The 24,810-nt window shown below is 53.5% G+C and carries 21 protein-coding genes; 7 read left to right on the forward strand and 14 right to left on the reverse strand.

Features of this window, described 5'->3' with window-relative positions; translation table 11 throughout:
• Window positions 1–106: 106 nt before the first annotated feature.
• Together degQ and degS are read left to right on the forward strand one after the other, a co-directional pair.
• Window positions 107–1,492 (forward strand): serine endoprotease DegQ, encoded by a 1,386-nt coding sequence (gene degQ / locus FY046_RS11715; protein ID WP_159337314.1) that lies wholly within the window; start codon window positions 107–109, stop codon window positions 1,490–1,492.
• An 82-nt stretch (window positions 1,493–1,574) separates the two neighbouring features.
• Window positions 1,575–2,645 carry an outer membrane-stress sensor serine endopeptidase DegS gene (gene degS, locus FY046_RS11720; RefSeq protein WP_133844133.1) on the forward strand — a complete coding sequence of 357 codons (1,071 nt, stop codon included), beginning with the start codon at window positions 1,575–1,577 and terminating at the stop codon, window positions 2,643–2,645.
• Between the two features lie 73 nt (window positions 2,646–2,718).
• Here degS and mdh read toward each other — a convergent pair whose 3' ends face one another.
• Window positions 2,719–3,654: a malate dehydrogenase gene (mdh, locus tag FY046_RS11725; protein ID WP_133844135.1), complete on the reverse strand. Its 936-nt coding sequence runs from the start codon at window positions 3,652–3,654 to the stop codon at window positions 2,719–2,721.
• Window positions 3,655–3,972: 318 nt separating this feature from the next.
• Between mdh and argR the strand changes: the two genes are divergently transcribed.
• The 4 genes from argR to yhcN (FY046_RS11745) all read left to right on the forward strand — a co-directional run bounded on the left by argR (window position 3,973) and on the right by yhcN (FY046_RS11745) (window position 5,885).
• Window positions 3,973–4,443 (forward strand): transcriptional regulator ArgR, encoded by a 471-nt coding sequence (argR, locus tag FY046_RS11730; protein ID WP_133844137.1) that lies wholly within the window; start codon window positions 3,973–3,975, stop codon window positions 4,441–4,443.
• A gap of 427 nt (window positions 4,444–4,870) precedes the next feature.
• A complete protein-coding gene (gene yhcN / locus FY046_RS11735; protein ID WP_133844139.1) occupies window positions 4,871–5,134 on the forward strand; it encodes a peroxide/acid stress response protein YhcN in 264 nt (87 codons plus the stop codon).
• Window positions 5,135–5,259: 125 nt separating this feature from the next.
• Window positions 5,260–5,529 carry a peroxide/acid stress response protein YhcN gene (gene yhcN, locus FY046_RS11740; protein ID WP_446186059.1) on the forward strand — a complete coding sequence of 90 codons (270 nt, stop codon included), beginning with the start codon at window positions 5,260–5,262 and terminating at the stop codon, window positions 5,527–5,529.
• A 92-nt stretch (window positions 5,530–5,621) separates the two neighbouring features.
• On the forward strand, window positions 5,622–5,885 hold the full coding sequence (gene yhcN / locus FY046_RS11745) for a peroxide/acid stress response protein YhcN (protein WP_133844143.1): 264 nt from the start codon (window positions 5,622–5,624) through the stop codon (window positions 5,883–5,885).
• Window positions 5,886–5,967: 82 nt separating this feature from the next.
• Here yhcN (FY046_RS11745) and FY046_RS11750 read toward each other — a convergent pair whose 3' ends face one another.
• The 5 genes from FY046_RS11750 to aaeX form a co-directional block, all read right to left on the reverse strand.
• Window positions 5,968–6,237 carry a barstar family protein gene (locus FY046_RS11750; RefSeq protein ID WP_133844145.1) on the reverse strand — a complete coding sequence of 90 codons (270 nt, stop codon included), beginning with the start codon at window positions 6,235–6,237 and terminating at the stop codon, window positions 5,968–5,970.
• A 37-nt stretch (window positions 6,238–6,274) separates the two neighbouring features.
• Window positions 6,275–7,729 carry an NAD-dependent succinate-semialdehyde dehydrogenase gene (locus FY046_RS11755; protein ID WP_133844147.1) on the reverse strand — a complete coding sequence of 485 codons (1,455 nt, stop codon included), beginning with the start codon at window positions 7,727–7,729 and terminating at the stop codon, window positions 6,275–6,277.
• Between the two features lie 138 nt (window positions 7,730–7,867).
• The gene (gene aaeB / locus FY046_RS11760) at window positions 7,868–9,826 is read right to left on the reverse strand and encodes a p-hydroxybenzoic acid efflux pump subunit AaeB (protein WP_374760136.1); all 1,959 of its coding nucleotides are present in this window, start codon (window positions 9,824–9,826) and stop codon (window positions 7,868–7,870) included.
• Window positions 9,827–9,839: 13 nt separating this feature from the next.
• Window positions 9,840–10,772, reverse strand: a complete 933-nt coding sequence (gene aaeA / locus FY046_RS11765) for a p-hydroxybenzoic acid efflux pump subunit AaeA (protein ID WP_133844151.1) — start codon at window positions 10,770–10,772, stop codon at window positions 9,840–9,842.
• Window positions 10,773–10,779: 7 nt separating this feature from the next.
• Window positions 10,780–10,983, reverse strand: a complete 204-nt coding sequence (gene aaeX, locus FY046_RS11770; protein ID WP_133844248.1) for a p-hydroxybenzoic acid efflux pump operon protein AaeX — start codon at window positions 10,981–10,983, stop codon at window positions 10,780–10,782.
• A gap of 275 nt (window positions 10,984–11,258) precedes the next feature.
• Here aaeX and aaeR point away from each other — a divergent pair, with 275 nt between their 5' ends.
• Window positions 11,259–12,173, forward strand: a complete 915-nt coding sequence (aaeR, locus tag FY046_RS11775; RefSeq protein ID WP_133844153.1) for an HTH-type transcriptional activator AaeR — start codon at window positions 11,259–11,261, stop codon at window positions 12,171–12,173.
• A gap of 60 nt (window positions 12,174–12,233) precedes the next feature.
• On the opposite strand, the gene tldD is transcribed toward aaeR, so the two are convergent.
• The 8 genes from tldD to csrD form a co-directional block, all read right to left on the reverse strand.
• The gene (gene tldD, locus FY046_RS11780) at window positions 12,234–13,679 is read right to left on the reverse strand and encodes a metalloprotease TldD (RefSeq protein WP_133844155.1); all 1,446 of its coding nucleotides are present in this window, start codon (window positions 13,677–13,679) and stop codon (window positions 12,234–12,236) included.
• A 124-nt stretch (window positions 13,680–13,803) separates the two neighbouring features.
• Complete coding sequence (gene yhdP / locus FY046_RS11785) at window positions 13,804–17,610, reverse strand: AsmA2 domain-containing protein YhdP (protein ID WP_259150632.1); 3,807 nt, start codon at window positions 17,608–17,610, stop codon at window positions 13,804–13,806.
• Window positions 17,611–17,767: 157 nt separating this feature from the next.
• Window positions 17,768–19,237 carry a ribonuclease G gene (gene rng / locus FY046_RS11790; protein ID WP_133844159.1) on the reverse strand — a complete coding sequence of 490 codons (1,470 nt, stop codon included), beginning with the start codon at window positions 19,235–19,237 and terminating at the stop codon, window positions 17,768–17,770.
• Window positions 19,227–19,820 (reverse strand): Maf family protein, encoded by a 594-nt coding sequence (locus FY046_RS11795; protein WP_171148922.1) that lies wholly within the window; start codon window positions 19,818–19,820, stop codon window positions 19,227–19,229. The genes rng and FY046_RS11795 overlap by 11 nt, the downstream gene beginning before the upstream one ends.
• A 9-nt stretch (window positions 19,821–19,829) precedes the next feature.
• On the reverse strand, window positions 19,830–20,318 hold the full coding sequence (gene mreD, locus FY046_RS11800) for a rod shape-determining protein MreD (RefSeq protein WP_133844163.1): 489 nt from the start codon (window positions 20,316–20,318) through the stop codon (window positions 19,830–19,832).
• The gene (mreC, locus tag FY046_RS11805; RefSeq protein WP_133844165.1) at window positions 20,315–21,343 is read right to left on the reverse strand and encodes a rod shape-determining protein MreC; all 1,029 of its coding nucleotides are present in this window, start codon (window positions 21,341–21,343) and stop codon (window positions 20,315–20,317) included. Before mreC ends, mreD begins: the two co-directional genes overlap by 4 nt.
• A gap of 69 nt (window positions 21,344–21,412) precedes the next feature.
• The gene (mreB, locus tag FY046_RS11810) at window positions 21,413–22,456 is read right to left on the reverse strand and encodes a rod shape-determining protein MreB (protein WP_126485560.1); all 1,044 of its coding nucleotides are present in this window, start codon (window positions 22,454–22,456) and stop codon (window positions 21,413–21,415) included.
• 313 nt (window positions 22,457–22,769) lie between these two features.
• Window positions 22,770–24,719, reverse strand: coding sequence for an RNase E specificity factor CsrD (gene csrD / locus FY046_RS11815; RefSeq protein ID WP_133844167.1), 1,950 nt, complete (start codon window positions 24,717–24,719; stop codon window positions 22,770–22,772).
• Window positions 24,720–24,810: the final 91 nt, after the last annotated feature.

Here is a 24,810-nt window from a genome sequence, read left to right on the forward strand (position 1 = left end):
TGGCACCCTCTCGTTTCTGAACGGTCATACCTGTATCACTCAACATATAGCCTGCAATTCCGGGTACACCTTTATTTATTCCCCTGGTAGCGAGAGCTGAGTCCCGATGAAGAAGAAATCATTTCTGTTAAGCGCACTGGCATTAAGTATTGGCGTCAATCTGGCCGTGGTCCCTGCGACCCAGGCATCGCTGCCTTCCCAGATTCAGGGACAACCGTTGCCGAGCCTGGCACCGATGTTGGAAAAAGTTCTGCCTGCCGTGGTCAGCGTTCACGTTGAGGGAACCGAGAGCGACAGCAAACAGCAACAGATCCCCGAGCAGTTAAAGCGCTTCTTCGAACAGAACGGCCAGGATGGTGCACAAGGTGACGAAAAATCACAAGAGTTTGAAGGACTGGCGTCAGGTGTGATCATTGATGCGGCAAAAGGTTACGTGCTGACCAATAACCACGTGGTTAACGGCGCAGACAAAATCAGCGTGCAGCTGAGCGACGGCCGCGAGTTCGATGCCAAACTGGTTGGCCACGATGAGCAGACCGATATTGCGCTCATCCAGCTCAATGGCGCCACGAAGCTAACGCAAGTTAAAATTGCCGACTCTGACCAGCTTAAAGTCGGGGATTTTGCCGTTGCGATCGGTAATCCGTTTGGACTGGGTCAGACCGCCACCTCAGGAATTGTCTCTGCCCTGGGGCGCAGTGGGCTGAACCTGGAAGGGTTGGAAAACTTTATCCAGACCGATGCGGCCATCAACCGGGGTAACTCCGGTGGAGCGCTGGTGAATCTCAATGGTGAACTGATCGGCCTGAACACGGCTATTCTGGCCTCCAGCGGCGGCAATATCGGCATTGGCTTTGCTATCCCCAGTAATATGGCGATGGGCCTTGCACAGCAGTTGATCCAGTTTGGCGAAGTTAAGCGTGGCCAGTTGGGAATCAAAGGCACCGAGATGACCGCTGAGATGGCGAAAGCCTTTAATGTCGACGTTCAACGTGGCGCTTTCGTCAACGAAGTATTACCCCAGTCCGCCGCGGCCAAAGCAGGCATCAAAGCCGGTGACATCATTACCAGCGTCGACGGTAAAGCCATCGCCAACTTTGCGGAACTGCGGGTGAAAATCGGCACCACCCCGCCGGGCCAGGATGTGAAGATCGGCCTGTTACGTGATGCTAAGCCACTCACCGTAACTGTGAAGCTGGATAACAGCACCCAGAGTAGCGCTGGCGCAGAGCTGACAACGCCAGCTTTACAGGGCGCGACACTCAGTGATGGAGCGGCCAAAGACGGCACCAAAGGGGTGAAAGTCGATGAGGTTGAGAAATCGACTCCCGCCGCCCAGTTTGGTCTGCAGAAAGACGATGTGATTGTTGGCGTCAACCGTACGCCAGTTCAGAACCTGGCCGAACTGCGTAAACTGCTGGAAGCAAAACCACCGCTACTGGCACTGAGCGTGATGCGCGGTGAAGAGAATATCTACCTGCTCCTGCCTTAACCCTCTTGCGCAGACACGGGCTACTGTGTCTGCGTAACTCATGCTATTCTGCCAGTCGTTCTTTCATTCACCGCTTAAGACCATGTTTCTTAAAATTTTGCGTTCAGTGATCTTTGGCCTGATTGTGGCCGGTATTCTTCTGGTAGCCGTACCGAGCCTCAGGCTTGGGGGCGACCTGTTGCCGCGCTCCAGCTCCAGTACCAGCACCACCAGTGAAGAACCTGTCAGTTACAATGCCGGGGTCCGCCGCGCGGCACCTGCCGTGGTCTATGTCTATAACCACAGCGCCAGCGGCTCAACAGATGTCCTGGGCTCAGGCGTCATAATGGATCCTCGTGGCTATATCCTGACCAATAAACATGTGATTAATGATGCCAGTCAGATTATCGTTAATCTGCAGGATGGACGCTCCTTTGAAGCCATGCTGGTCGGGTCAGATACGCTGACCGACCTGGCCGTGCTGAAAATCAATGCCTCCAGTTTGCCGGTGATCCCCATCAACCCGCAACGAGTCGCACACGTTGGCGACCTGGTAATGGCGATTGGTAACCCCTACAACATCGGACAAACCGTCACCCAGGGCATTATCGGTGCCACGGGGCGCGTTGGCCTCAGCCCTTCCCGTCATCAGGATTTCCTGCAAACAGATGCCTCGATTAACCGTGGCAACTCTGGCGGTGCGCTGATTAATTCTCTGGGTGAACTGATGGGGATTAATACGCTATCGTTTGATAAAAGTAGCAACGGTGAAACACCGGAAGGGCTGGGGTTTGCTATCCCCACCAAACTGGCGACTAAGGTGATGGAAAAGCTGATCCGCGATGGTCGCGTGATCCGTGGCTATATCGGTATCACGGGCCAGGAATTCCGACGCTCCAGTGGGCTGGAGACAGGAATAGAGCACCCTCAGCTTCAGGGTATCGTCGTTACCTATGTTAAAGCTGGTGGGCCCGCCGATATTGCCGGTATTCATGTCAATGACACGATTACCCGGGTCAACAACGTTCAGGCGGCTTCACCGCTGGAAACGATGGATCAGGTGGCGGAAATACGCCCGGGAACGGTGATTAACGTAGAAATCAGCCGTGAGGGTAAAAAGATGACGCTGCCAGTCACGGTTCAGGAATACCCGGAAGAGAATCAGACGCAGTAGTTTGACAGACATCCACCCCGGACAGAGCCGGGGTGAACAGCACCGCTACGGGTGCCATATATGAAGGGGTAAGTTACTTAACGAACTCTTCGCCGAGAGTAATATCCTTCTTCAGCGTGTCCAGCATGCCATCCAGCGACTGCTGTTCAAACGCACTCAGTGCACCGATCGGACGACGTTCGACAATACCGTTTTTGCCCAGCAGCAACGGCTGTGAGAAGAAACGCGCATACTCGCCATCTCCTTCAACATAAGCACATTCAACAATGTTGCTTTCGCCTTTCAGAGCACGCACCAGAGACAAACCAAAGACCGCAGCCGCGTGGCCCATCGACAAAGTTGCAGAGCCGCCACCCGCTTTTGCCTCGACCACTTCAGTACCCGCATTCTGAATACGTTTCGTCAGTTCAGCGGCTTCCTGCTCGGTAAATGTCACGCCAGGGATCTGCGACAGCAATGGCAGGATCGTCACGCCGGAGTGTCCACCAACCACCGGCACATTGAGTTCTTCAGGCTGCTTGCCTTTCAAGGCAGCAACAAATGTGTTCGAACGAATGATATCGAGGGTCGTGATACCAAAAAGTTTATTTTTGTCGTAAACACCTGCTTTCTTCAGCACTTCAGCAGCAATCGCTACCGTGGTATTGACCGGGTTTGTGATGATACCAATCAGTGCTTTTGGGCTGGTTGAGGCGACCTGCTCAATCAGATTACGCACAATGCCGGCATTTACGTTGAAAAGATCTGAACGATCCATACCAGGTTTACGTGCAACACCAGCAGAAATCAGCACTACGTCAGCACCCTTAAGCGCAGGAGTCGCATCTTCACCGCTGAAACCTTCAATTTTGACTGCTGTAGGGATATGGCTTAAATCAACCGCGACACCGGGGGTAACCGGAGCGATATCATAGAGGGAGAGTTCTGAGCCTGCCGGAAGCTGAGTTTTAAGCAGGAGGGCCAAAGCCTGACCAATACCACCTGCTGCACCGAGGACCGCAACTTTCATCCTAAACTCCTTATTATTTTTTGAACATTACATGTGCCGGGAAATCAGTATACAAATACATCGTGATTGGGCGTTACATTACACCTTTAGCGCGTTGTGGAACAACCTCAACATTATAACAAAGTGTTCACAAAGTGCGCATTTCAGCACGGCGTCAGCACGTTTTTTTTCGCCGATAAAATTTGGTAAACTGTTGCGGAGACGGCCTTGAATGGCTCCGCGCCCGATTTCTCATTTGCATAAACATTCATTTTATTGCATATTAATGTAATATCCCGCTGAGGGTATCCCTTGATAACCCCCTTTTATCGGTAACCTATGCGTAACCCATCAAAACAAGAAGACCTGATCAAGGCATTCAAAGCCTTACTCAAGGAAGAAAAATTCAGCTCGCAGGGCGAGATTGTCAGCGCACTGCAAGAAGAAGGCTTCGAGAATATCAATCAGTCGAAAGTGTCACGTATGCTGACGAAGTTCGGCGCAGTGCGCACGCGCAATGCAAAAATGGAGATGGTTTACTGCCTGCCAGCAGAACTGGGCGTGCCGACCACCACCAGTCCGCTAAAAAACCTGGTGCTGGATATCGACTTTAACGATGCACTGGTTGTGATTCACACCAGCCCGGGTGCCGCACAGTTGATTGCACGCCTGCTGGATTCACTGGGTAAAGCAGAAGGTATTCTTGGAACCATCGCCGGAGATGACACCATCTTTATTACGCCTGCACGCGCCTTCTCGGTGAAGCAACTCTACGATGCGGTGCTGGTACTCTTCGAGCAAGAGTTATAAGGCACCACTGGCGTTAACCTGGCGGCAACACCCGCTGGCCATGCATTTTACTTAGGGCTGATACTGATCGGCCCTTTTTTATTTCCCTGATAAAACAACCAACAGCAGAATATCCCACTCCCTTCTCACCCGGCTCCTTGCGGCTACCACTGCCAAAAATTCTTTCAGCAATGTGATCAACCCCTAATAAGCGCACAAATCGCTAATGTCACGCAGTGCGATGTTTTTACACGTATTTAACAGGGGGCGGGTAAAATATAAGCGTTTTTTATAACGGCTGGTTATTAAAAATGCCATAACGCCAGAAGAATCCCAACAAAAAATTATTAGCGTGCTATTAATTTTTTACGTTATTAGATCTATACTTGTTTTCGTGATGCAAATCACAGTACGTAAAAAGATAAAAACAGTTGACGAGGAAAGTATCATGAACGTTAAAACTACTATTGCTGCATTGAGCGTGTTATCTGCGCTGTCATTTGGTTCTTTTGCCGCTGAATCTGTTAACGCCGATCAGGCTAAGAATTTGCAATCTATCGGCGTCATTAGCGTTAGCGGTGTCGCCGGATCGCCGATGGATATCCATCAGGCTCTGAATAATAAAGCAACTGAGAAAGGCGCCAGCGCTTACCGCGTTATCGAAGACTATGAGAACGGTAACTGGCACGCGACAGCCGAATTGTACAAATAATTCAGTCAGTCACCTGGACGTCTATTTATTAGTTAATTAATTAATGAAATACGGTAACCCCAAGTATAAAAAACGCTTTTAAGCCCTTTCGGTTACCGCGAAACCCTAATTCTGGAGTCATCATCATGAAAACCACTTTTACCATCGCTGCATTGAGTCTTGCTTCTGTTCTGTCATTCGGCGCCAGCGCCGCGAATCTGGTGACCAATGAGCAGGTCGCCAGCCAGAATCTGCAATCTGCCGGAACCGCAAGCGTCAGCGGCATCAACGGAACGCCAATGGATATCCGTCATGCGCTGTCAGAGAAAGCGGACCAGCAGGGCGCAACCTCTTACCGTGTCATCGAAGCACGTAACGACGGTAACTATCACGCCACCGCTGAACTGTATAAATAACACCGTATCGGGTGCTGCTGCACCCATCCGTGACATGACTGCGGTCATGATGTTGAATCCGCAGGTTGTTGGTCACAATGAGGAGATTAATCATGAAAATTAAAACAACCATCGCTGCATTGGGTCTGTTTTCTGTCGTCAGCTTTGGCGCATCTGCTGCACAGCTGGTCAACAGCCAACAGGCTGAAAATCTGCAATCTGCGGGGACAATTACGTTGAGTGGCGTGGCGGGTACACCGTCGGATATTCGTCAGCAGCTGTCACAAAAAGCCGATCGTGAAGGTGCCAGTGCTTATCGCATTATTGAAGCACGTAATCAGGACAGCTGGCACGCCACCGCCGAGCTCTATAAGTAATTCCTCGTCAATGCACTGCCCATGATGGGCAGGCCAGACGACCTTTTTGGCCCCGTTCGCCGGGGCCCTTTTTTTGCCCTTTTTACCTGACGTTAAAGCGGAGCTGGCCCTCAAGTTCCTCTTCCGCTTCATCAAAGAGCAAAATCAGTGCGCCATATCGTCGTTTCTGACCACTTCCCAGATGGATAAACTCAATCTCCAGCGGTAGCGGCACCTGCGGCTGAATGATGGCATCCCACAGGCTATCCAAATCGCTTATCACACTCGCCGTTAATGCAAACCGTTCACTGAACTGGCGGTAGAAATGCGCCTGGTCGACAATCACATTAAAATCGAAACTCTCTTTTCTCATGCTGGCTGCTCCGCAGGACACACAACCGGGCGTAGGGCTACAGCCCACCAATATGCAGGGCTTTGACTTCCATAAACTCCTCAAGCCCCAGAACCGAACCTTCCCGCCCCAGACCGGAGGCTTTGACGCCACCGAACGGCGCCAACTCAGTAGAGACCGCACACTCATTCACTCCCACCATGCCACTTTCCAGCGCGGCAGAGACGCGGAATACCCGCTGCAGATTTTGTGTATAAAAGTAGGCGGCCAGACCAAACTCGGTATCATTCGCCCGGCGGACGACCTCTTCTTCCGTATCAAAACGGAAGCACGCGGCCACCGGACCGAAGGTCTCTTCATGGGCCAGTTTCATGGTTTCATTCGCTTCCGCAATCACGGTGGGTTGCCAGAAATTCCCCCCCAGCGCATGACGCGCACCACCGGTCACCAGCCTGCCGCCTTGTGCCACGGCATCGTTAACATGTTCTTCGACTTTTTTAAGTGCGGAGGCGTCTATTAGCGGCCCGATCACCACGCCCTCTTCCATCCCGTTACCCACCTTCAGCTTTTTCACTTCCTCCGCCAGTTGACTAACGAAGCGATCGTAAACACGGTTATGGATAAAGAAGCGATTCACGCTGACGCAGACCTGCCCGGCATTACGGAATTTATTAGCAATCGCCCCTTTCACCGCCGCATCAATATCCGCATCGTCAAAGACGATATAGGGTGCGTTGCCCCCCAGCTCCATTGAAACCTTTTTCAGCGTCTCGGCCGCATTGCGCATCAGCAACTTGCCAACTTGTGTGGAACCGGTAAAGGAGATTTTCCGCACCTGATTGCTCGCCATAATGGCATCACTGATCGCCTGCGTATCGCCGGCGACTGCATTCAGAACGCCATCGGGCACGCCCGCTTTTTTCGCCAGCGCCAGCAAGGCGAAGGCAGAAAGCGGCGTGTTATTAGCGGGTTTGATCACGCCGGTACAGCCAGCAGCCAGCGCCGGACCCAGTTTGCGAGTCAGCATGGCCATGGGGAAATTCCACGGTGTAATGGCGGCAACCACCCCAACAGGTTCACGCGTGGCAAGAATGCGGCTGCCCGGCTTTGCCGGAGGAATGATTTCACCATTCGCACGCTTCGCCTGTTCAGCAAACCACTGAATGAAGCTGGCAGCATACTCCACCTCGCCCTCTGCCTCTTTTAATGGTTTACCCTGTTCGGCGGTCATCAGACGCCCCAGCCAGGCTTTGTTTTCAAGGATAAGCTGATACCAGCGTTGCAGAATTTCAGCGCGTTGTTTGGCGGTCTGGGCACGCCAGCCCGGGAAAGCCGCTGCCGCTGCCGCAATGGCCTGCTCAGTTTCTGTTTTGCCCGCTTTTGCCACCTGAGCAATCACTTCCCCGGTCGCGGGGTTGAGCACGTCAAAGGTGCTCGTCGCCTGCTGCCAGCGGCCATTGACCAGAAAGCCAGTCTGAAACAGTTCGTTATCCTTAAGCGTTGAGAGGGCCATCGTTGTCTCCTGATACGGTTTTCATTTGCCTGGCAATAAGTATAGATGGCAAATGACGGTCGTTTTATGACGGAGTGGCATCAGAGAAAGGAATCAGGCAAGGAAAAGCGCTGACAGCGGATGCTGTCAGCGAGGTGATCAAATCTCGATCAGGGTATTCTGATATTTTTTCAGCATCGCAGCCAGTCGTGCAACCGGCTCGGTCACACCGATCGGGGCGTCATACTGTTCCAGCTTTTGCTGATAGATCTCAAACTCTGCGAGCAAGCGTTCAAAGTAATGGCGTTTTTTGATTTCACTGCTGGAGGAGATAACCCGGTCAGCGGTATGGCGCATCTGCTTGTGGAACGCAGAGAGATCGGCATTTACGGGCACATCGGCATCACGCATACGTTGATGACCAATGATCAGCGTCAGCGCCAGCCGGTATTTGTCGATGTCACCGGGGAAGATATTCAGCAGCATAAAGAGTTGCTGATAGAGCGCAGGCAAGTGGTTCTCTTTACGCCGTGCCGGGTTAGTCGTCAGCGCAGAGACCGCAGCATACATCAGGCGATTAAGTAGCGTCCGTCCGACGCGTGCTTTCGAGGTATCGCGTATCAGCAGGATCACCAGCAAGGCAACAAAGCAGCCGATCGCCTGGCCGAGCGCACTGTCGAGAAACAAGCTGACTTCAAACTTCATCGGATTATCCAGTGTCAGGATATTAATGGTCCCCACCAGCGCCCCCAGCGTACCGATCTGCCGCCGCTGGATCAGAATGCCGCAGATAAACGCGATGATACCCAGAGCGATGCATAACAGCAGCATACTTTGCTGGGTATTTGGCATCACCACCATGTAATACAGTGACCCCAGAGGAATAGCGACAATCATGCCGTAGAGAAAGTCTTTGGCGACCATGAGCGGGTTGGGCGTGCGCATCGCCAGTGAGGTAATCACTGCCAGCATCACCATCGCACCGCTGCCGGAGGTCCAACCGGTCCACAGCCAGAAGAGTGAACCAACGGCAATCGCGACAAACGTACGTAAGCCGTTAACCAACGCATGACGGTTTTCAGCCGAACGCATTTTGACTACGGGTTCCGCATTCAGGAGATCTTCTTCTATGCGGCTGATACGGCTATTGGTGTGGATCCCTTTCAGCAGCAGCAGATAGCGACTGGCCGCCCCCACCCAGGTGCGAATGGTCGTCGGCGTATTTTTACTGCCGCTGGCGGTAATCACCCTGCGCATCACTTTCATCCGCTTATGGATATCCGCAATATTATTAACCGGCTTTTCGAAGAACAGATGAAACTGGGAAGGAACATATTCTTGCCGGGTGTTCTGGATAAGGAAGGTTTCACAGGCCTGGGTAATCAACGTCAGCGACAGGGTATTCAATACGCGCAGACGGCGATCCACTTTCTGCCAGCGCCCTGACTCCATCATCAGATGGGTGCGCATACCGTTCAGCGCGGTGGTGCGGCGTACCAGCCCCGCCCAGCATTTATCAACCTCATCTTTGTCCGCATGTGACACGCAGAGCTGCATCAACCGGTACTGCTCAACCAGAAGAGCATCAATTTCCCGATCAATATCCTGTTTAATCGAACGCGGTGAGAACAGCATGTCAGCCAGAATAGCGCAGACAATACCGATAATGATTTCACTACAGCGCTCAACGGCAAACTGCGGGGCCAGCAGCAGCGAGCCGTTAGCATCCACGCTGACCACGATAATCAGCGCGGTGTAGCCCGCCAGGCCCAGTGCATAAGAGTTTTCCACCTTCATCAGTGAAGAAACCCACACGCAGACACCCGCCCAGATGCAGCACAGCAGCAACATCACCACGGGCGCACGAATGGTGGCCACCATGATCACCACGGCAGCAATGCAGCCAATAAAGGTGCCGATAATGCGCAACATGCCGCGATGGCGCAACGCACCGGAGAAGGGGTCACCCCCGGCGGCAAAAGCGGTGCCCCCGGCAACGATAGCTGCCGTCATCACCGCCCAGCGCGGAGTTTCCAGGTTAAATTCAAAGCCGACAAACAGCGCCAGTAAAATGGCAAAAGTCAGTTTGATGGGAAAGCGCAGACGATACCACTGCATCATTCGCCCCGCCTCAACCAAACTCGCGCAGGCGATGCATCAGCTTCATCAGCGGTGACATATCTTTATCCTGACGGTCTTGCGCGCCTGTGACCACTACGGTCGCCGTGGTACCCGACGGATAGAGGTTACCCGGCTGCTGGTCAAGGTGAATTCGCACCGGCACACGCTGTGCCAGACGTACCCACTCAAGGTTGGAGTCAATCGTCGCCATCCCTTTACCATCAACCGTACTGCTGCTGTTGGTTACACCAGCGGCCACACTGTCGACCGAGCCATGCAGGACATGGTTGCTGCCCAGCGGTGTAATTTCGACACGATAACCCGGACGGATGCCATCCAGTTTGGTCTCTTCCAGGTAGGCCAGCACATAGAAGGAGTTCTGCTTCACCAGCGCCACCGACGTTGAACCGCGGGTAATAAACTCACCCGTGTAAACATTCAGGTTGGTGATCCAGCCCGCTGCGGGTGCTTTTACCGTGGTACGTTCCAGGTCCAGCTTCGACAGGTCCCGGGTGGCGACGGCTTTCGCCAGCTGGTGTTCCGTGGTTTGATAATCACTGTTGGCCTGGTCAATCGCTTCACGCGACATGGCCGAGATGCCTAGCTGATTACGACGCGCAGCTTCACGGCGCTTTTCACTCAGCACCGCCTGGTAGTAGGCAACATCCGCTTCCGCCTCTTCCAGCGCTTTCTGGTAACGCGGCTGGTCGATGGTGAACAACACCTGGTCTTTCTGCACCAGCTGGTTATCACGGACGCGAACGTCGGTGATCAGGCCGCTGACATCAGGCGCAATCGCCACAACATCAGCGGTGAATTTGGCGTCACGCGTCCACGGGGATTCGGTATAAAACACCCAGACGCGGAAAATCAGGACAATCGCGATGATCACCAGCAGCAGGGTAATGGCGAAACGGGCAATTTTTCTTGTTAGAGCTTTCACTATGACCTCAGACGAACAATCGGGATACCAGATAGAACAGGCAGCAGTACAATGCAGTATTAAACAGTGCCGGATGCCAGACCAGATCATAGATCCCGGTCGGCGTGATCAGACGGCGGACCAGCCAGAACACGATCAGCGACACAATTATTTCAAAAAAAATGGGTGGGAATGACATCCCGAACACCACGACAACCGGAAGTACACTCATCATTTATCCTTGTTGATACTGTACCAGGTAATTCGCTGCCACAACCCGCTCCTCTCAGGGTTTACTGAGAGATATGTATGCAAAAGGTGATCAGCTGACAGGGAGACAGTCAGACGCTAATCAGCACCAAAGCCAATTGAATAATAGTCTATTCAGGGGCAGCATTTGTCACACGCGGGGCGACAGGTCGATAACCTGACATGACTATAGTAACGCGCCTGACTATAAGTTATCTACCAAATGTGATCTAAATCACTTTTAAGCCAGGGTTAATAATGGAAAGACTGAAGGGCATGACCGTTTTCGCCAAAGTCGTTGAACTGGGTTCATTTACCGCAGCAGCACAACAGATGCAGTTAAGTGTATCGGCCGTTAGCCAGATTGTCGCCAGGCTGGAAAATGAACTCCAGGTGAAGCTGCTTAATCGTAGTACGCGCAGCCTGGGGCTGACCGAGGCCGGTAAGATCTACTTTCAGGGCTGCCGTCGCATGATGTCGGAGGCGCAGCAGGTGCATGAACAACTGTGGGCATTTAATAATACGCCGGTTGGCACACTGCGCATCGGCAGTTCTTCTACCATGTCGCAGAATTTACTGGCCCCGATGACCGAAGAGATGCTGAAGGAGTATCCGGGACTGACCGTTAACCTGGTGACGGGAATTCCGGCACCGGATCTTATCGCGGACGGGCTGGACCTGGTGATCCGTGTTGGTGCATTGCAGGATTCCAGTCTGTTTTCAACGCGGCTGGGTTCCATGCCGATGGTGGTATGTGCCGCGAAAAGCTATCTCGCGCAGAATGGGACGCCGGAAAAACCGTCAGACATCAGCAACTTTTCGTGGCTCGAATACAGCGTACGCGTGGATAACGACTTTGAGCTGACCTCACCGGAAGGCACATCGATTCGTCTCTCGCCTCAGGGCCGCTTTGCCACCAATGACTCACAGACACTGATCCGCTGGCTGAAATCCGGCACCGGTATCGCCTATGTGCCGCTGATGTGGATTATTGATGAGATTAATGCCGGGAAAGTGGAAATCCTGTTCGCGCATTATCAATCGGTGCCGCGCCCGGTCTATGCGGTATACACCCAGAAAGACAAATTGCCGCTAAAGGTGCAGGTGTGCATTAACTATTTGATCGCGTATTTCGATAAGGTGGCGGAGATTTATCAGGAGTTTCGCACATAACGCACACTATGCAGAAAGCAGAAACCGTAGGGGCGAGGCACGCCTCGCCCTGGGTCAACGTCAGGCGGTACCACCGACGGTGAGTTTATCCAGCTTCAGCGTAGGCTGACCCACGCCAACAGGCAGGCTCTGGCCCTCTTTACCGCAGACGCCAACGCCTTTATCCAGCGCCAGGTCATTACCCACCATTGAAATCTGTTGCATCGCTTCAATACCGGAACCGATCAGCGTTGCGCCTTTCACCGGCTTCGTCACCTTACCGTTTTCAATCAGATAAGCTTCAGAGGTGGAGAAAACAAATTTACCCGAGGTAATATCCACCTGACCACCGCCGAAGTTCGGCGCATACAGACCGTACTCCACGCTTTCGATAATATCCTGCGGGGTCGACTTGCCTGCCAGCATATAGGTATTGGTCATACGCGGCATCGGCAGATGTGCATAAGACTCACGACGACCATTCCCGGTAGGCGCCACGCCCATCAGACGCGCATTGAGTTTATCCTGCATGTAGCCTTTCAAAATACCGTTTTCAATCAATACATTGTACTGCCCCGGTACGCCTTCATCATCAACGGCCAGCGAGCCGCGCAACCCTTCGATGGTGCCATCATCCACGACGGTACACAGCTCAGAGGCCACCAACTGCCCCATTTGGCCACTGAACACCGACGTTCCACGGCGGTTGAAATCGCCTTCCAGACCGTGACCCACCGCCTCGTGCAGCAGCACGCCCGGCCAGCCAGCACCCAGCACTACAGGAATGGTGCCTGCCGGTGCCGCGACCGCATTCAGATTCACCAGCGCCATGCGCACGGCTTCACGTGCCCAGGCTTCGGCACGCACTTCCCCGTTTTCATTTGCCAGGAAAAACTCGTAGCCGAAGCGCCCGCCGCCGCCGCTGGCACCGCGCTCGCGCTTGCCGTTATCTTCCACCTGGACGCTCACCGAGAGACGTACCAGTGGACGCACATCGGCCGCCAGCGTGCCATCGGTTGCCGCGACCAGCACCAGTTCATAGACACCGCTCAGGCTGGCAGATACTTCCTGTACGCGTTTGTCGGCTGCGCGTGCAGCGCTGTCAACGCGGTGCAGCAGAGCAATTTTCTCTTCGCGGGTCAGGCTTTGCAGCGGATCGAGTGCCGGATACAGCGCACGGTTCATCACCGCCCCCAGCGTGCGTGACTGGCCGTTGCCCTGCTCGCGTACAATGCTGCGTGCCGCTGTGGCACTTTGATTCAGCGCATTTAGCGTAATCTGGTCAGCATAGGCGAAGCCGGTTTTCTCTCCGCTAACCGCGCGCACACCAACGCCCTGATCGATATTGTAAGAGCCGTCTTTAATGATGCGGTCTTCCAACACCCAGGACTCATGGTAGCTGGACTGAAAATAGAGGTCCGCATAATCCAGCTTGCGCTCTGAAAGCTGGCTGAGAATAGAAAAAAGGTCGCTTTGACGAATGTTGTTAGCAGTTAGTAACTGCTCACTTACCAGATTCAGACTCATGAATTCTCGCTCTGTGTGGATGAGCCAGTGGCTGCTGGCTTTCAATTGTCAATTGTGACGAGGTACGATGGTGATACCCCGTATCATATATGAAGGGTGAGGCAATATGAGGGCCACGTCAAACTCACTTCTCACTGATCTCACGTGGTTTACGCAGCACTTCATCAATTTGCGGTTTATCTATCGGCCCACTGATGTGGTAGCGAAGCACGGAAATCTTGCTCCAAAGCGGCCCCAGCACTTTACTGGCGGCAAATACCGCCGCACCAATCACCGGGTTCACTGCAAAGGCAGTCGCGACACCCACGGTCGTAGAAATTTCCGGAGCAACAACGGCTTCCATATCAATCTGGCGTTTGACCAGATCCATCTTTCCTTTCATGGCAATGTCGGCTTCCAGCCCATCCACCAGCAGGTTATCGGTGTGCATCACGCCGTTTTCAATCCAGGCCGTGCCGTTGATGGAGTCGAAATAGAAGCCCTGGCTGAAAGTGTCGCTAAAATCGAGGCGTAATTTACGCAACAGCGAGTCGATGCTGACCAGACGCAGCAGTTGCCCGGCACGGCCGGTTGAAACATCGGCGATCTGCCCCGCGCCCAGATGCGACTTCAGCACACCGCTTAACGTCTGCTCCGACGGTTGCCACGGTGCCGACTGCCAGTGCAGATCATATTCCAGCTTAAACGGCGAATCACGCAGCGGTGAGCTGACACCAAACCAGTTAGTGGCATCATTGATTTTTTTACCGCTTAGTACGCCCTTCAACGACGTGCGCTGCTGGCCTGGCTGGTTCACCCACTCGCCCTTCACGGTCAGGTGAGTATTACCACTATCAATCAGTCCATTCTCCAACGTCAGCGTATCGCCGGATGGCGTCAGGTCGGCCTTCATATGGCCGAATTTCTGTCCACGTAGCCAGCATTCATCGCAGTTCAGGCGGAGTGCAGGCCAGCCGCTGAAATTCACCCGGGCCGCATCGTCAGGCAAGGGAGATGACGAGGTGCCTTTGCTGTCCCATTGCGGGTTGTAATAAAGGTATTTGAGGTTAGCCACCCAGGGTTCATTCTGCTTAGTGACCAGAGAACCAATGATATCCTTGCCCTGAGCGTTGACCGTCATCTCGCCCGCCATACTTTGGCTGAGAGTGGCGGTAAGATCCTGCCACTGCTGGCCCGCCAGAGTGAGTGCAGGTGTGTGCAGGCGAATATCACCTGGCAGCATCGTGATTCCCGTTTTGCCGTTACCACCGCTACCCGAACCCGCTCCCAGCAAGCCAAGCCAGGCTTCACCGTCCAGCGCAGGCAGATTTAATACCATTCCACTGCTCTCCGGCAGCGCAGGCAGGTGTTTTGTGTCGTTTTCCCAGATACCACGGTCGACTTTAAGCTGCTTACCCAGCAGCCAGCGACTGTTAAATCGATGACGGTCACCCACTGAGCCACTGAGATCAAGACTATTGAGGTTACCTTTTGCCAAAACTTTCACAGGAAGCGCACTGGTGCCTGTTTTATCAAGCGGTGCAGGTAAGCGACTGCTCACATTTTTAAGATCACCGTCAAGGTTAACCAGGTAACTGGCCCCACCTTTGTGCGGCAAGGTCACCAGTACATTGCCCTGCCACGGCAGATGTCCCCCCAGCTGTTTACTCACCGCCTCAGGCAGCTGACTTATCGCCCCTGGCTGCCAGTCACCGTTCAGATCCACACCGATTTGATACTCTTTTTCCCCGTCCTGGGTGTTGAAGCTCACGCCGATGGGCTGACCAAACCAGCGGGCGGTCATCGCATCACTTTTCAGGTCGCCGTTATCATAGGTAAAGTGACCGCTCAGCTGGTCGAAACGCGTCTCCAGCGGTTTGATTAAGAGCGAGTTGCCTGCAAGATTCACGTCACCCGTGGCACGCACCTCTTTGCCATCCAGCGGGATATCAAGATGTAAGCGCCCACTAACATCACCGCCGATTTGCAGTTCGTCCAGCGCCGCTCCCAGCGAGGGTTTTAACGGTGACTGATTAAAGTACTCACGTATCTGCGGCCCTTCCCCCTTGATCTCACCATCAATAATCAGCTTTTCTTGCAAATAATCGGGGATCACCGCCGAGATGTTATGGCCGTTAACCTCGCCCAGTTTGATATCAGGCGCTTTCATCCACAGACCGTTGTTGGCGAAGTCGAGGTCAATATCCAGATTTTCCAGCAACGGCCAGCCCGGTTCAAACTCGTAGGTCGCCTGACGCAACGGTACCGCCACTTCAAACATGCCGTCATTCTTTCTGAACGGGAAATGGTGCGGGTCACCGGCAAAGACCAGCGTTGCATCTTTCACCTGCCCGCCTTTGATCGCGCCGCTCAGATAGTCTGCCAGCGATTTCCCCATCAGCGGTTCAGGGAAATAGCGCCAGGCATCACCCGCATTGGTGAGGTTAATACCCGCGAGGATATCAAGACGAGGTGGCTGCTCGTTCTGTTGCTGATAGCGGAAGTCACCCCGCGCCCACAGTGAGCGCGCCTGAACATCAACCTGCTGGCCGGACAGCGTCAGCCCCTGTTTTCCATATTCCCAGTTGAGTGACCCACTGGCCTGGGCAATCTCTAGCGGAGCGCGGAACATATCACCATAAGGGAGCGTAGCCTTCTGAATATCGAAGGTGAGCCGCCCGTCAGCCACGCCGCCTGCCAGCGTCCCGTTAAGATGCTCCATACCTGGCAATAGTTCCCACTGCTGCCAGCTCAGATTCTGCCATTTGGCCTGGAAACGAGTCCGTTCCGGCTGCTGAAGCGGTATATCCAGCGCCAGCGCGTTGAGCTGGCCGCGCGGTTGCAGCGCACGCCAATTTTCCAGCAGTTGCGGAGACAGTTTGGCAAAAAGCGGAATGAGTGGATCAAGACGCTCAAGGTCCAGATCGGTGACGCGCACGCGCAGTTCCTGATGATGATCAGGACCGGGTAGCTGCGTATTTTCGGGCTGCCATAACAGCGATAACTGACCGTGTGGCCAGGGCTGCCCATCCGTAATAAAGCGCGTTTGCGGGATATTCACATTCCAGCCACCGTTAAAACGACTGATATGTGCAGTAAGATTGTCTACGCTGAGATGGTGCGCCTGTTTGTCGCCCTGCCAGTTAGCTCCCCCCTGTTTCAACCAGACATCACCACCATGGACTTCACCATTTTCCACACTCATCCAGGCGGCGAGGCTGAAACGCGCGCTTTCCAGACTGGTGTTGTCGCGCATCCACTGTCCCAGCCAGGGTTTCATATCAACGTCATCGGCCTGCATCCACACACGCCCGGTACTGAGGTAACCATTACTGTCGCTGAGATCCAGCCGCAACTGCACCACACCATGCTGCCCTGTAAAACTGGAAAGACTGACCAGTCCCTCGGCACGATGGCGATTTTTTTCATTAAGCCAGGTCAGCTGCGGAATGGCCAGCGTTGCACGCTGTCCGGATGGGGTAACAAAACTGATGTGACTGTCGCGCAGATCGAAGTGGTCAAACTGGCGCAGGAAGAGATCGTTTAACCGCTCAGTCTGAAAATCTGACTGACGATTATTGCCACCATTCAGCGGGGTATTGGTGAGCAGGTTGAGCTGCCAGAAAGTCAGATCGCGAAACTGCCAGCGCAGGTGCAGCAATGATTGCCAGACATCCAACGCCAGCGTGACGCGCTGGATTTTCAGTGCGCCGCCATCGGAGAAGCCGGTCTGGATATCTTTGATTTCCAGGCGGGGACCAAAGTTCTCCCAGCTGCCTTCAATTGCGCTGGCCTTGATCTCGACGCCCGCGGCAGCAGACACAGCGTTAAGGATTGGCGCACGCCAACTGTTCATATGCGGCATCAGCAGACGTAAGCCACTCACTAATAGCGCAGTAACCACCACCAATGTTGCGCCAGTGAATAGCAAAACCTTCGGCAATTGCCTCACACACCTCTCCTTGTCTTCCGCGAAAACGGATAGCCAGTCACTAAAATCTGTTGGTATCTCACGAGGGAGATACGACAAGGCGGTTCAAGCCGTAACGTCCAGTTTCCCCCCAACCGTTGCGATTTTTAGCGCAAAATCGGGGAGAACCGTGCGGATATTACATCATCACCACGTCAAACTGCTCCTGAGTATAGAGCGGTTCTATTTGAACTTTAACCTGCTTGCCCACAAAGATTTCTACTTCCGCTAAAGCATGAGACTCATCGCTTTTCAGCGCTTCACCCACCGATGGCGAGGCATAAACCAGGAAACGGTCAGAATCATAAGCATGATGCACACGCACAATCTCACGCATGATTTCATAACAGACCGTTTCCACGGTTTTCAGCGTTCCACGCCCTTTACACACCGGACAATCCTGGCACAGTACATGCTCAATACTTTCGCGCGTGCGCTTACGCGTCATTTCCACCAGCCCCAGCTGTGAGAAACCATTCACGCCTGTTTTCACCCGATCTTTACTTAGGGCCTGGTCTAGTGAATGCAGAACTCGTCTGCGGTGATCGTCATTATTCATATCAATAAAATCGATGATGATAATGCCACCAAGATTACGCAGCCTGAGCTGACGCGCAATCGCCTGAGTCGCCTCGATGTTGGTATTGAAGATGGTTTCTTCAAGGTTACGGTGTCCAACAAAAGCACCGGTATTGATATCAATTGTGGTCATGGCTTCCGTCTGATCGATAATCAGATAGCCACCTGACTTGAGCTCAACTTTACGATCGAGAGAACGCTGAATTTCGTTTTCCACATCGAACAGATCGAAAATAGGCTGCTTGCCGACATACAGCTCCAGCTTTGCCGTCATCTCCGGGATATATTCGCTGGTGAACTCCACCAGATGTTCAAACGTCAGACGGGAATCGATGCGGATACGGTCAAGGGCTGCACCGGCAAAGTCACGCAGGATACGCTGCGATAGCGCGACTTCACCATAAAGGCGGCAGCGCGTCTGATTGCGTTTCTTACGTTCGATCACCTTGGTCCACAGACGTTTAAGAAACGCAGCATCAGATGCCAGCTCATCTTCGCCCACGCCTTCTGCTGCAGTGCGGATGATGTATCCGCCCAGCTCATCACAATAGCTGGCAACGACGGATTTCAGGCGGTCGCGCTCTGCTTCGCTCTCGATACGTTGCGATACTCCCACGTGCGAAGCACCCGGCATAAACACCAGATAGCGTGACGGCAAGGTAATATCGGTCGTCAGGCGTGCACCTTTGGTCCCAAGCGGATCTTTCACCACCTGCACCATCAGATCTTGTCCCTGGCGTACCAGTTCGGAGATATCACGCACAATGAAATTTTTCTTTTCGTCACCCGCAACACATTCGGTGTGCGGCATGATGTCAGAAGCGTGCAAAAACGCCGCTTTTTCCAGCCCAATATCGACAAAGGCCGCCTGCATTCCTGGTAACACCCGGCTGACACGCCCTTTGTAGATGTTGCCAACGATGCCACGGCGCGCTTCGCGCTCGATATGAATTTCCTGCAGAATGCCACCGTCGATGTAGGCAACACGGGTTTCCGACGGCGTAATATTGACCAGCAGTTCAGCTGTCATCTTGACCTCTCACATCACGCAGCGATTGAAAATGGCTGAAAAGCTCGGCGGTTTCCACCAGAGGCAGCCCCACTACCGCGTGATAACTTCCGTTAATTTTTCTGACAAAGTTGCCACCCAGTCCCTGAATTCCATAAGCGCCTGCCTTATCCATTGGCTCGCCGCTGGCAATATAACCAGCAATATCTTCAGGTGTTAACATGCGAAATGTCACCTCAGTGACAACAAGACATTCAAGGGTCCGCTGGCGATCGGCCAACGCTACCGCGGTCATGACTTCATGAGTCTGGCCGGAGAGCATCGTCAGCATGGCGGCGGCAGCGTCAGCATCCGCGGGTTTCTCCAGCACATGATTATTCAGCACAACAATAGTATCAGCACCCAGCACCGGGAGATCGCGAGCAGCCACGGCAACCCCCGCCAGCGCTTTATCCCGCGCCAGACGACGCACATACTGCTCTGCGGTTTCATCCGGATGACGGCGTTCTTCCACGTCAGTAGAAAGGCGTTCAAATGACAGGCCTAGCTGAGTCAGCAGTTCGCGGCGGCGTGGGGAGCCTGAAGCCAAATACAGGGATACCATAATTGTCCTTTATTGTACGGCAAACTGGCGGCGAATTTTTCTCATCAGTAAGAACAGCCAGGGCCAGAGGATACCGTCGACAACGCTACTCCAGAAAATTTCTGGGCGGAAGGAAACGTTAATCACCAGGAACTCAGACCAGAATACGATGACATCCATCGCCAGTGACAGCACCATCACCATCAGTGCCTGCTGCCAAAGCGCCAGATTGCGGAATAACTGGAATTTGAAGGCCACCAGGTAGGCAACGATACTGAATGCCAGTGCGCGTACGCCGAGCGTCGAACCAGAGATAAGATCCATTATAGATCCCATCACAAATCCGGTGCCAACGTTGACACGGTGCGGCAACGCCAGCACCCAGTAGATCAGGATCAACAACAGCCATGACGGGCGATAAACAAACAGCTCCTCGGGCCAGGGCATGATTTGTAGCACCAGCGCCACCAGAAAAGAGAGCCAGATAACCCAGCGTCCGTGGCTGCGGTAACTACTCAAGGCTGGCCTCCGCGTTCGGACTGCGGACGGCGAACCGGTGCAGCGGCAGGGGCCGTTGCCGGGATGCTGGCGGGTGCCGCGGCAGGAGGGGCAGGCGGCCCCACCATTTCGCTCGCCTGCGGCAGTACCTGCGGCATCATCTGCATCAGGCGTTCATTGGCCACGCGATGGACTTCGTCCGGTGCCATTGGCATCGAGCCATTGCGATCCGCGCCCCACAGCAGCAGCAGATAACGCAGACGCTGGAGACCCGCCGTTGGACGCGCCTGGATCACCGTATAAGCGCGTTGGGTATCCACTTTCACGGAAGAAACCACCCCAACAGGGTAACCTTCAGGGAAGCGCCCACCGAGGCCGGACGTCACCAGCACATCGCCCACGCGGATATCGGTATTACCTGGCAGATGTTCAAGCTGCAAATCTTCCGTGCAGCCATTACCCGCCGCAATCACGCGGATGTCATTGCGCAGAACCTGAATCGGCAGTGCGTGTGAGGCATCGCAAATCAGCAGCACGCGGCTGGTGATTTTACCCACAGCAACCACCTGGCCGACCACGCCTTTATCACTGATCACCGGCTGACCTTCGTAAACACCGTTTACGCTGCCTTTGTCGATCACCACCTGATCGGTATAGGGATCGGTGCCGGTGGAGATCACCTGCGTGACCATTTTATGCTCGTCCTGACGCAGCGGTGAACCCAGCAGTTCGCGTAAACGGGCATTTTCCTGCTTAAACTGACCCAGCATCAGCAGTTCGCTGTTCTTCAGCATCAGTTCGCGGTGTAAGGCTTTATTTTCCAGCTCGAGTTGCTGGCGGGAGGCCAATGTTTCTGAAACATTGTCCAAAATCTGACGAGGCCCATTGGCCAGGAAATAGAATGGACTGACGGCAGTGTCCATATAGGTGCGGATTTGGGAGAAAGCTCCCATGCGACTGTCGGCAACAATCACGCCTATTGCCACAATAACCGCTAAAAATAAGCGTAACTGCAGGGAAGGCCCCCTGCTGAACATCGGCTTCATAAACTCGGCGTTTTCCTCGACAACATGAAAAAGGAGTGCGGGCAGCGTCCCGCTACTCCTTCAGGCAAATTATTCTTCGCTGAACAAATCGCCGCCGTGCATGTCAATCATTTCCAACGCTTTACCACCACCGCGTGCAACGCAGGTCAATGGATCTTCTGCAACGACCACTGGAATTCCAGTCTCTTCCATAAGCAGGCGATCCAGATTGCGCAACAGCGCACCACCGCCAGTCAGTACCATGCCACGTTCGGAGATGTCAGATGCCAGTTCTGGCGGACACTGTTCCAGTGCAACCATAACCGCGCTAACGATACCAGTTAACGGCTCCTGCAGCGCTTCCAGGATCTCGTTGGAGTTCAGGGTGAAACCACGCGGAACCCCTTCAGCCAGGTTACGGCCGCGGACTTCAATCTCGAGCACTTCGTCACCCGGGTAGGCTGAACCGATCTCATGCTTAATACGCTCTGCGGTGGCTTCACCAATCAGAGAGCCGTAATTACGGCGCACATAATTAATGATGGCTTCGTCGAAACGGTCACCACCGATGCGGACAGAAGAAGAGTAAACCACGCCATTCAGCGAGATCACCGCAACTTCTGTTGTACCGCCACCGATATCCACCACCATAGAACCGGTCGCTTCGGAAACAGGGAGGCCTGCACCGATAGCAGCAGCCATGGGTTCTTCAATCAGGAAGACTTCACGCGCACCAGCACCCTGAGCAGACTCACGGATGGCACGACGTTCAACCTGGGTTGCACCAACGGGCACACAGACCAGCACGCGCGGACTTGGGCGCATAAAGCTGTTGCTGTGAACCTGTTTGATGAAGTGCTGCAACATTTTCTCAGTCACAAAGAAGTCGGCGATAACGCCATCTTTCATTGGGCGAATAGCTGCGATATTACCGGGTGTACGACCCAGCATCTGTTTTGCGTCATGACCGACTGCCGCTACGCTCTTTGGGGAACCGGCACGATCCTGACGGATAGCAACGACGGAAGGCTCATTAAGAACAATGCCCTGCCCTTTCACGTAAATCAGGGTATTGGCTGTACCCAGGTCGATGGACAAGTCGTTGGAAAACATGCCACGGAATTTTTTAAACATACTAAAGGATAATCCTGCAAGCTGGGGGCGGAAAATAAAATCCGCTTACTTTACCAACCACACGAAGCAGCGACAAGGCGCAAAAACGTTCTGCTTCGGTGAAAAATCATGCTATCTCTCGCTGAAGTCACAACCTTACGACATCGTGCGTAACGGAAGCCGATATAACGGCCTTTCGCTGTGGTTTTTGGACACGTCAGCGGACATAACATACATAAAAATTAACAGTTTCAGTTTCGCCTCGGCCTGCGAGAAAGCCGCGTCGAACCACAATCTCCCAGGTATTCTACGTGAAAACCTGCCAGACGTGAGACTAAACTCGATATCTTTGCGAATATTTTTTCACGCTACTATTAACCGGCTCTGAGGCAGCGAAAAAGTCGCCCTGCCCACCGGTGACTCCCAGCTCCAACAGCGTTTGCCACTCTTCCCGGGAACGTACCCCGGCAGCAAAAACCTGAGTGGAAGTTTGCTTGCTACTCTCCAGCAGGCTTTGTACAAACAGCTGATTTTCAGTACGCCGATCAATATTGCGCACCAGGCCGGGATGAAGCTTGATCAGCCTGACCTGGAACTGCTTGATATACGCGGTGCTCACTACCGTTAAACCGGCCTGATTCACTGCCACACCACAGCCAAAACCGTAGAGCAATCGGAACACTGGCGTTAAACGGCTGATGTGTTGACACACATCTGCTTCTGCAAGTTCAAATAAAATACGTTTTCTTTGCGATTTAGTACATTGCAGCAGGTTATCACGCAGCCAGTTCAGGAATGAGCGCTGCAATAATGAGTCGAGGGTGAGCGGAATGGCAAGAGTTTCTTCTGGCCACAGTTCGATCAACGTCACAATACGTTTCACCATCTGTCGATCGTAGCGTTCTGCCAGACCCAGTTGCTGAATCACAGGCAGATACTCTGCGGATAACAGCTCTTTTTCACCGTCAAAGATGCGTGGCATCATTTCGCGATGATGCACTTCACCCTTCGCGTTAACGGCCGGTTTTTGATAAAGCCGTGGACCACCACGATTCAGTGTGTTTTCCAGCAATGTGCGCCATTTCACGCTTCCGCGCGCGAAATCCTGCTGTGCCCCCTCGCCCACCGACCAGTTATTCCCGCCCTGTAGTGTGGCGTTACGCGTTGCCCGCTCGGCATTCTCCATCACCTGAAGAGTGCTCTGCCCGCTGTGCCAGCCGCTGATACCAATATGAATCATGTCATCACGATCCAACATTCGCGTTGATGGCAGAGTATCGACCGCTTTAATCAACTGAGAAGCAATACCGTCGGCATCCTTTACACTGCGATGTGGGAGCAATACGGCGAAGTCACTGCGAAAATAGCGAGCCAGCAGCGCACCGGGATAGCGCAGCACAAAAGTCGACAGCATATTGACCAGCGCAAACAGATAATCCTGCACCTGCACATGGCCCCAGCGCTCACGCAGGCTGTCGAAATCTGGCAAGCGGATCATCATCACCATGCCATGCGTTCCAACGGACTCCGGATCCTCCAACAGTGTGGTGAGCTGATTATCAAAGAACAGGCGGTTGTTCAGGCCGGTGCGGGCATCCTGTGCCGCAAATGCACGGATCAGCGTATCAATGCGGTTATGCTGCTCTCCTGCCTCTTTCAGATCGGCCAGCAACAGGTCAATTGCGCTGCTGGCTTTAGGCGGCCACTCATGTACTGAACCCGATTTGACCGTAGCGCGTTCTCCTTTGATCACGGCTTCAGCGCGCTCCTCCAGCCGTTCCATTCCTTGTAATTGCTGCTGGAGCCAGCGCCTGGCCTGCCATAGCAATAAAGTCATGATCGCGACCACACCGATAATTAGCGACAAACTGGTAGCCCCTATTAAGGAAGCAAACCAGGTACGGGTGGAGTCGACCCACTGAATATGCAGTGTCATGCCGGGATGTTGCGTCAGCGGAAGCTGTATCTGGCGATAGCGATTAGGTTCGTCTTCCAGGAGGGACGGCTGATGAAGGGTGACCTGAAACAGTTGCGCATTACCGTTGTTCAGTTTAACGCGTTCGATTTGTAACGGATTCATGACCTGACGTAGCCATGCTTCTATCTGTTGGGGGGATTGTGTGAATAACGCGCTATCAACATCGTCCGCCATCCGCTGGATCCGATGTTCTGCCCGCTGGTTACTAAGATAAAAGAAGCTCAGTACGCAGCCCACCAGCATCAGTAACATGGCCAGTGAGCAAAGCAGGGTGATAATCGCAGAAAGTTTGGTGGTTAGTCGCATCCTTGTGCCCATTTGTGTTGCGGGTGAAGAAGACGTCATTAACACTGAACCGCAACCAAAATGTAAATGACCAGGAAAATGTGCATATCTG

The sequence above is a fragment of the Erwinia sp. 1181_3 genome, assembly GCF_052824965.1.

What these genes read in the sequence shown, in the direction of transcription:
- degQ (WP_159337314.1), top strand. Translation starts at nt 107, where the DNA reads ATGAAGAAGAAATCATTTCTGTTAAGCGCACTGGCATTAAGTATTGGC.
- degS (WP_133844133.1), top strand. Translation starts at nt 1,575, where the DNA reads ATGTTTCTTAAAATTTTGCGTTCAGTGATCTTTGGCCTGATTGTGGCC.
- mdh (WP_133844135.1), bottom strand. Translation starts at nt 3,654, where the DNA reads ATGAAAGTTGCGGTCCTCGGTGCAGCAGGTGGTATTGGTCAGGCTTTG.
- argR (WP_133844137.1), top strand. Translation starts at nt 3,973, where the DNA reads ATGCGTAACCCATCAAAACAAGAAGACCTGATCAAGGCATTCAAAGCC.
- yhcN (WP_133844139.1), top strand. Translation starts at nt 4,871, where the DNA reads ATGAACGTTAAAACTACTATTGCTGCATTGAGCGTGTTATCTGCGCTG.
- yhcN (WP_446186059.1), top strand. Translation starts at nt 5,260, where the DNA reads ATGAAAACCACTTTTACCATCGCTGCATTGAGTCTTGCTTCTGTTCTG.
- yhcN (WP_133844143.1), top strand. Translation starts at nt 5,622, where the DNA reads ATGAAAATTAAAACAACCATCGCTGCATTGGGTCTGTTTTCTGTCGTC.
- FY046_RS11750 (WP_133844145.1), bottom strand. Translation starts at nt 6,237, where the DNA reads ATGAGAAAAGAGAGTTTCGATTTTAATGTGATTGTCGACCAGGCGCAT.
- FY046_RS11755 (WP_133844147.1), bottom strand. Translation starts at nt 7,729, where the DNA reads ATGGCCCTCTCAACGCTTAAGGATAACGAACTGTTTCAGACTGGCTTT.
- aaeB (WP_374760136.1), bottom strand. Translation starts at nt 9,826, where the DNA reads ATGCAGTGGTATCGTCTGCGCTTTCCCATCAAACTGACTTTTGCCATT.
- aaeX (WP_133844248.1), bottom strand. Translation starts at nt 10,983, where the DNA reads ATGAGTGTACTTCCGGTTGTCGTGGTGTTCGGGATGTCATTCCCACCC.
- aaeR (WP_133844153.1), top strand. Translation starts at nt 11,259, where the DNA reads ATGGAAAGACTGAAGGGCATGACCGTTTTCGCCAAAGTCGTTGAACTG.
- tldD (WP_133844155.1), bottom strand. Translation starts at nt 13,679, where the DNA reads ATGAGTCTGAATCTGGTAAGTGAGCAGTTACTAACTGCTAACAACATT.
- rng (WP_133844159.1), bottom strand. Translation starts at nt 19,237, where the DNA reads ATGACAGCTGAACTGCTGGTCAATATTACGCCGTCGGAAACCCGTGTT.
- FY046_RS11795 (WP_171148922.1), bottom strand. Translation starts at nt 19,820, where the DNA reads ATGGTATCCCTGTATTTGGCTTCAGGCTCCCCACGCCGCCGCGAACTG.
- mreC (WP_133844165.1), bottom strand. Translation starts at nt 21,343, where the DNA reads ATGAAGCCGATGTTCAGCAGGGGGCCTTCCCTGCAGTTACGCTTATTT.
- mreB (WP_126485560.1), bottom strand. Translation starts at nt 22,456, where the DNA reads ATGTTTAAAAAATTCCGTGGCATGTTTTCCAACGACTTGTCCATCGAC.
- csrD (WP_133844167.1), bottom strand. Translation starts at nt 24,719, where the DNA reads ATGCGACTAACCACCAAACTTTCTGCGATTATCACCCTGCTTTGCTCA.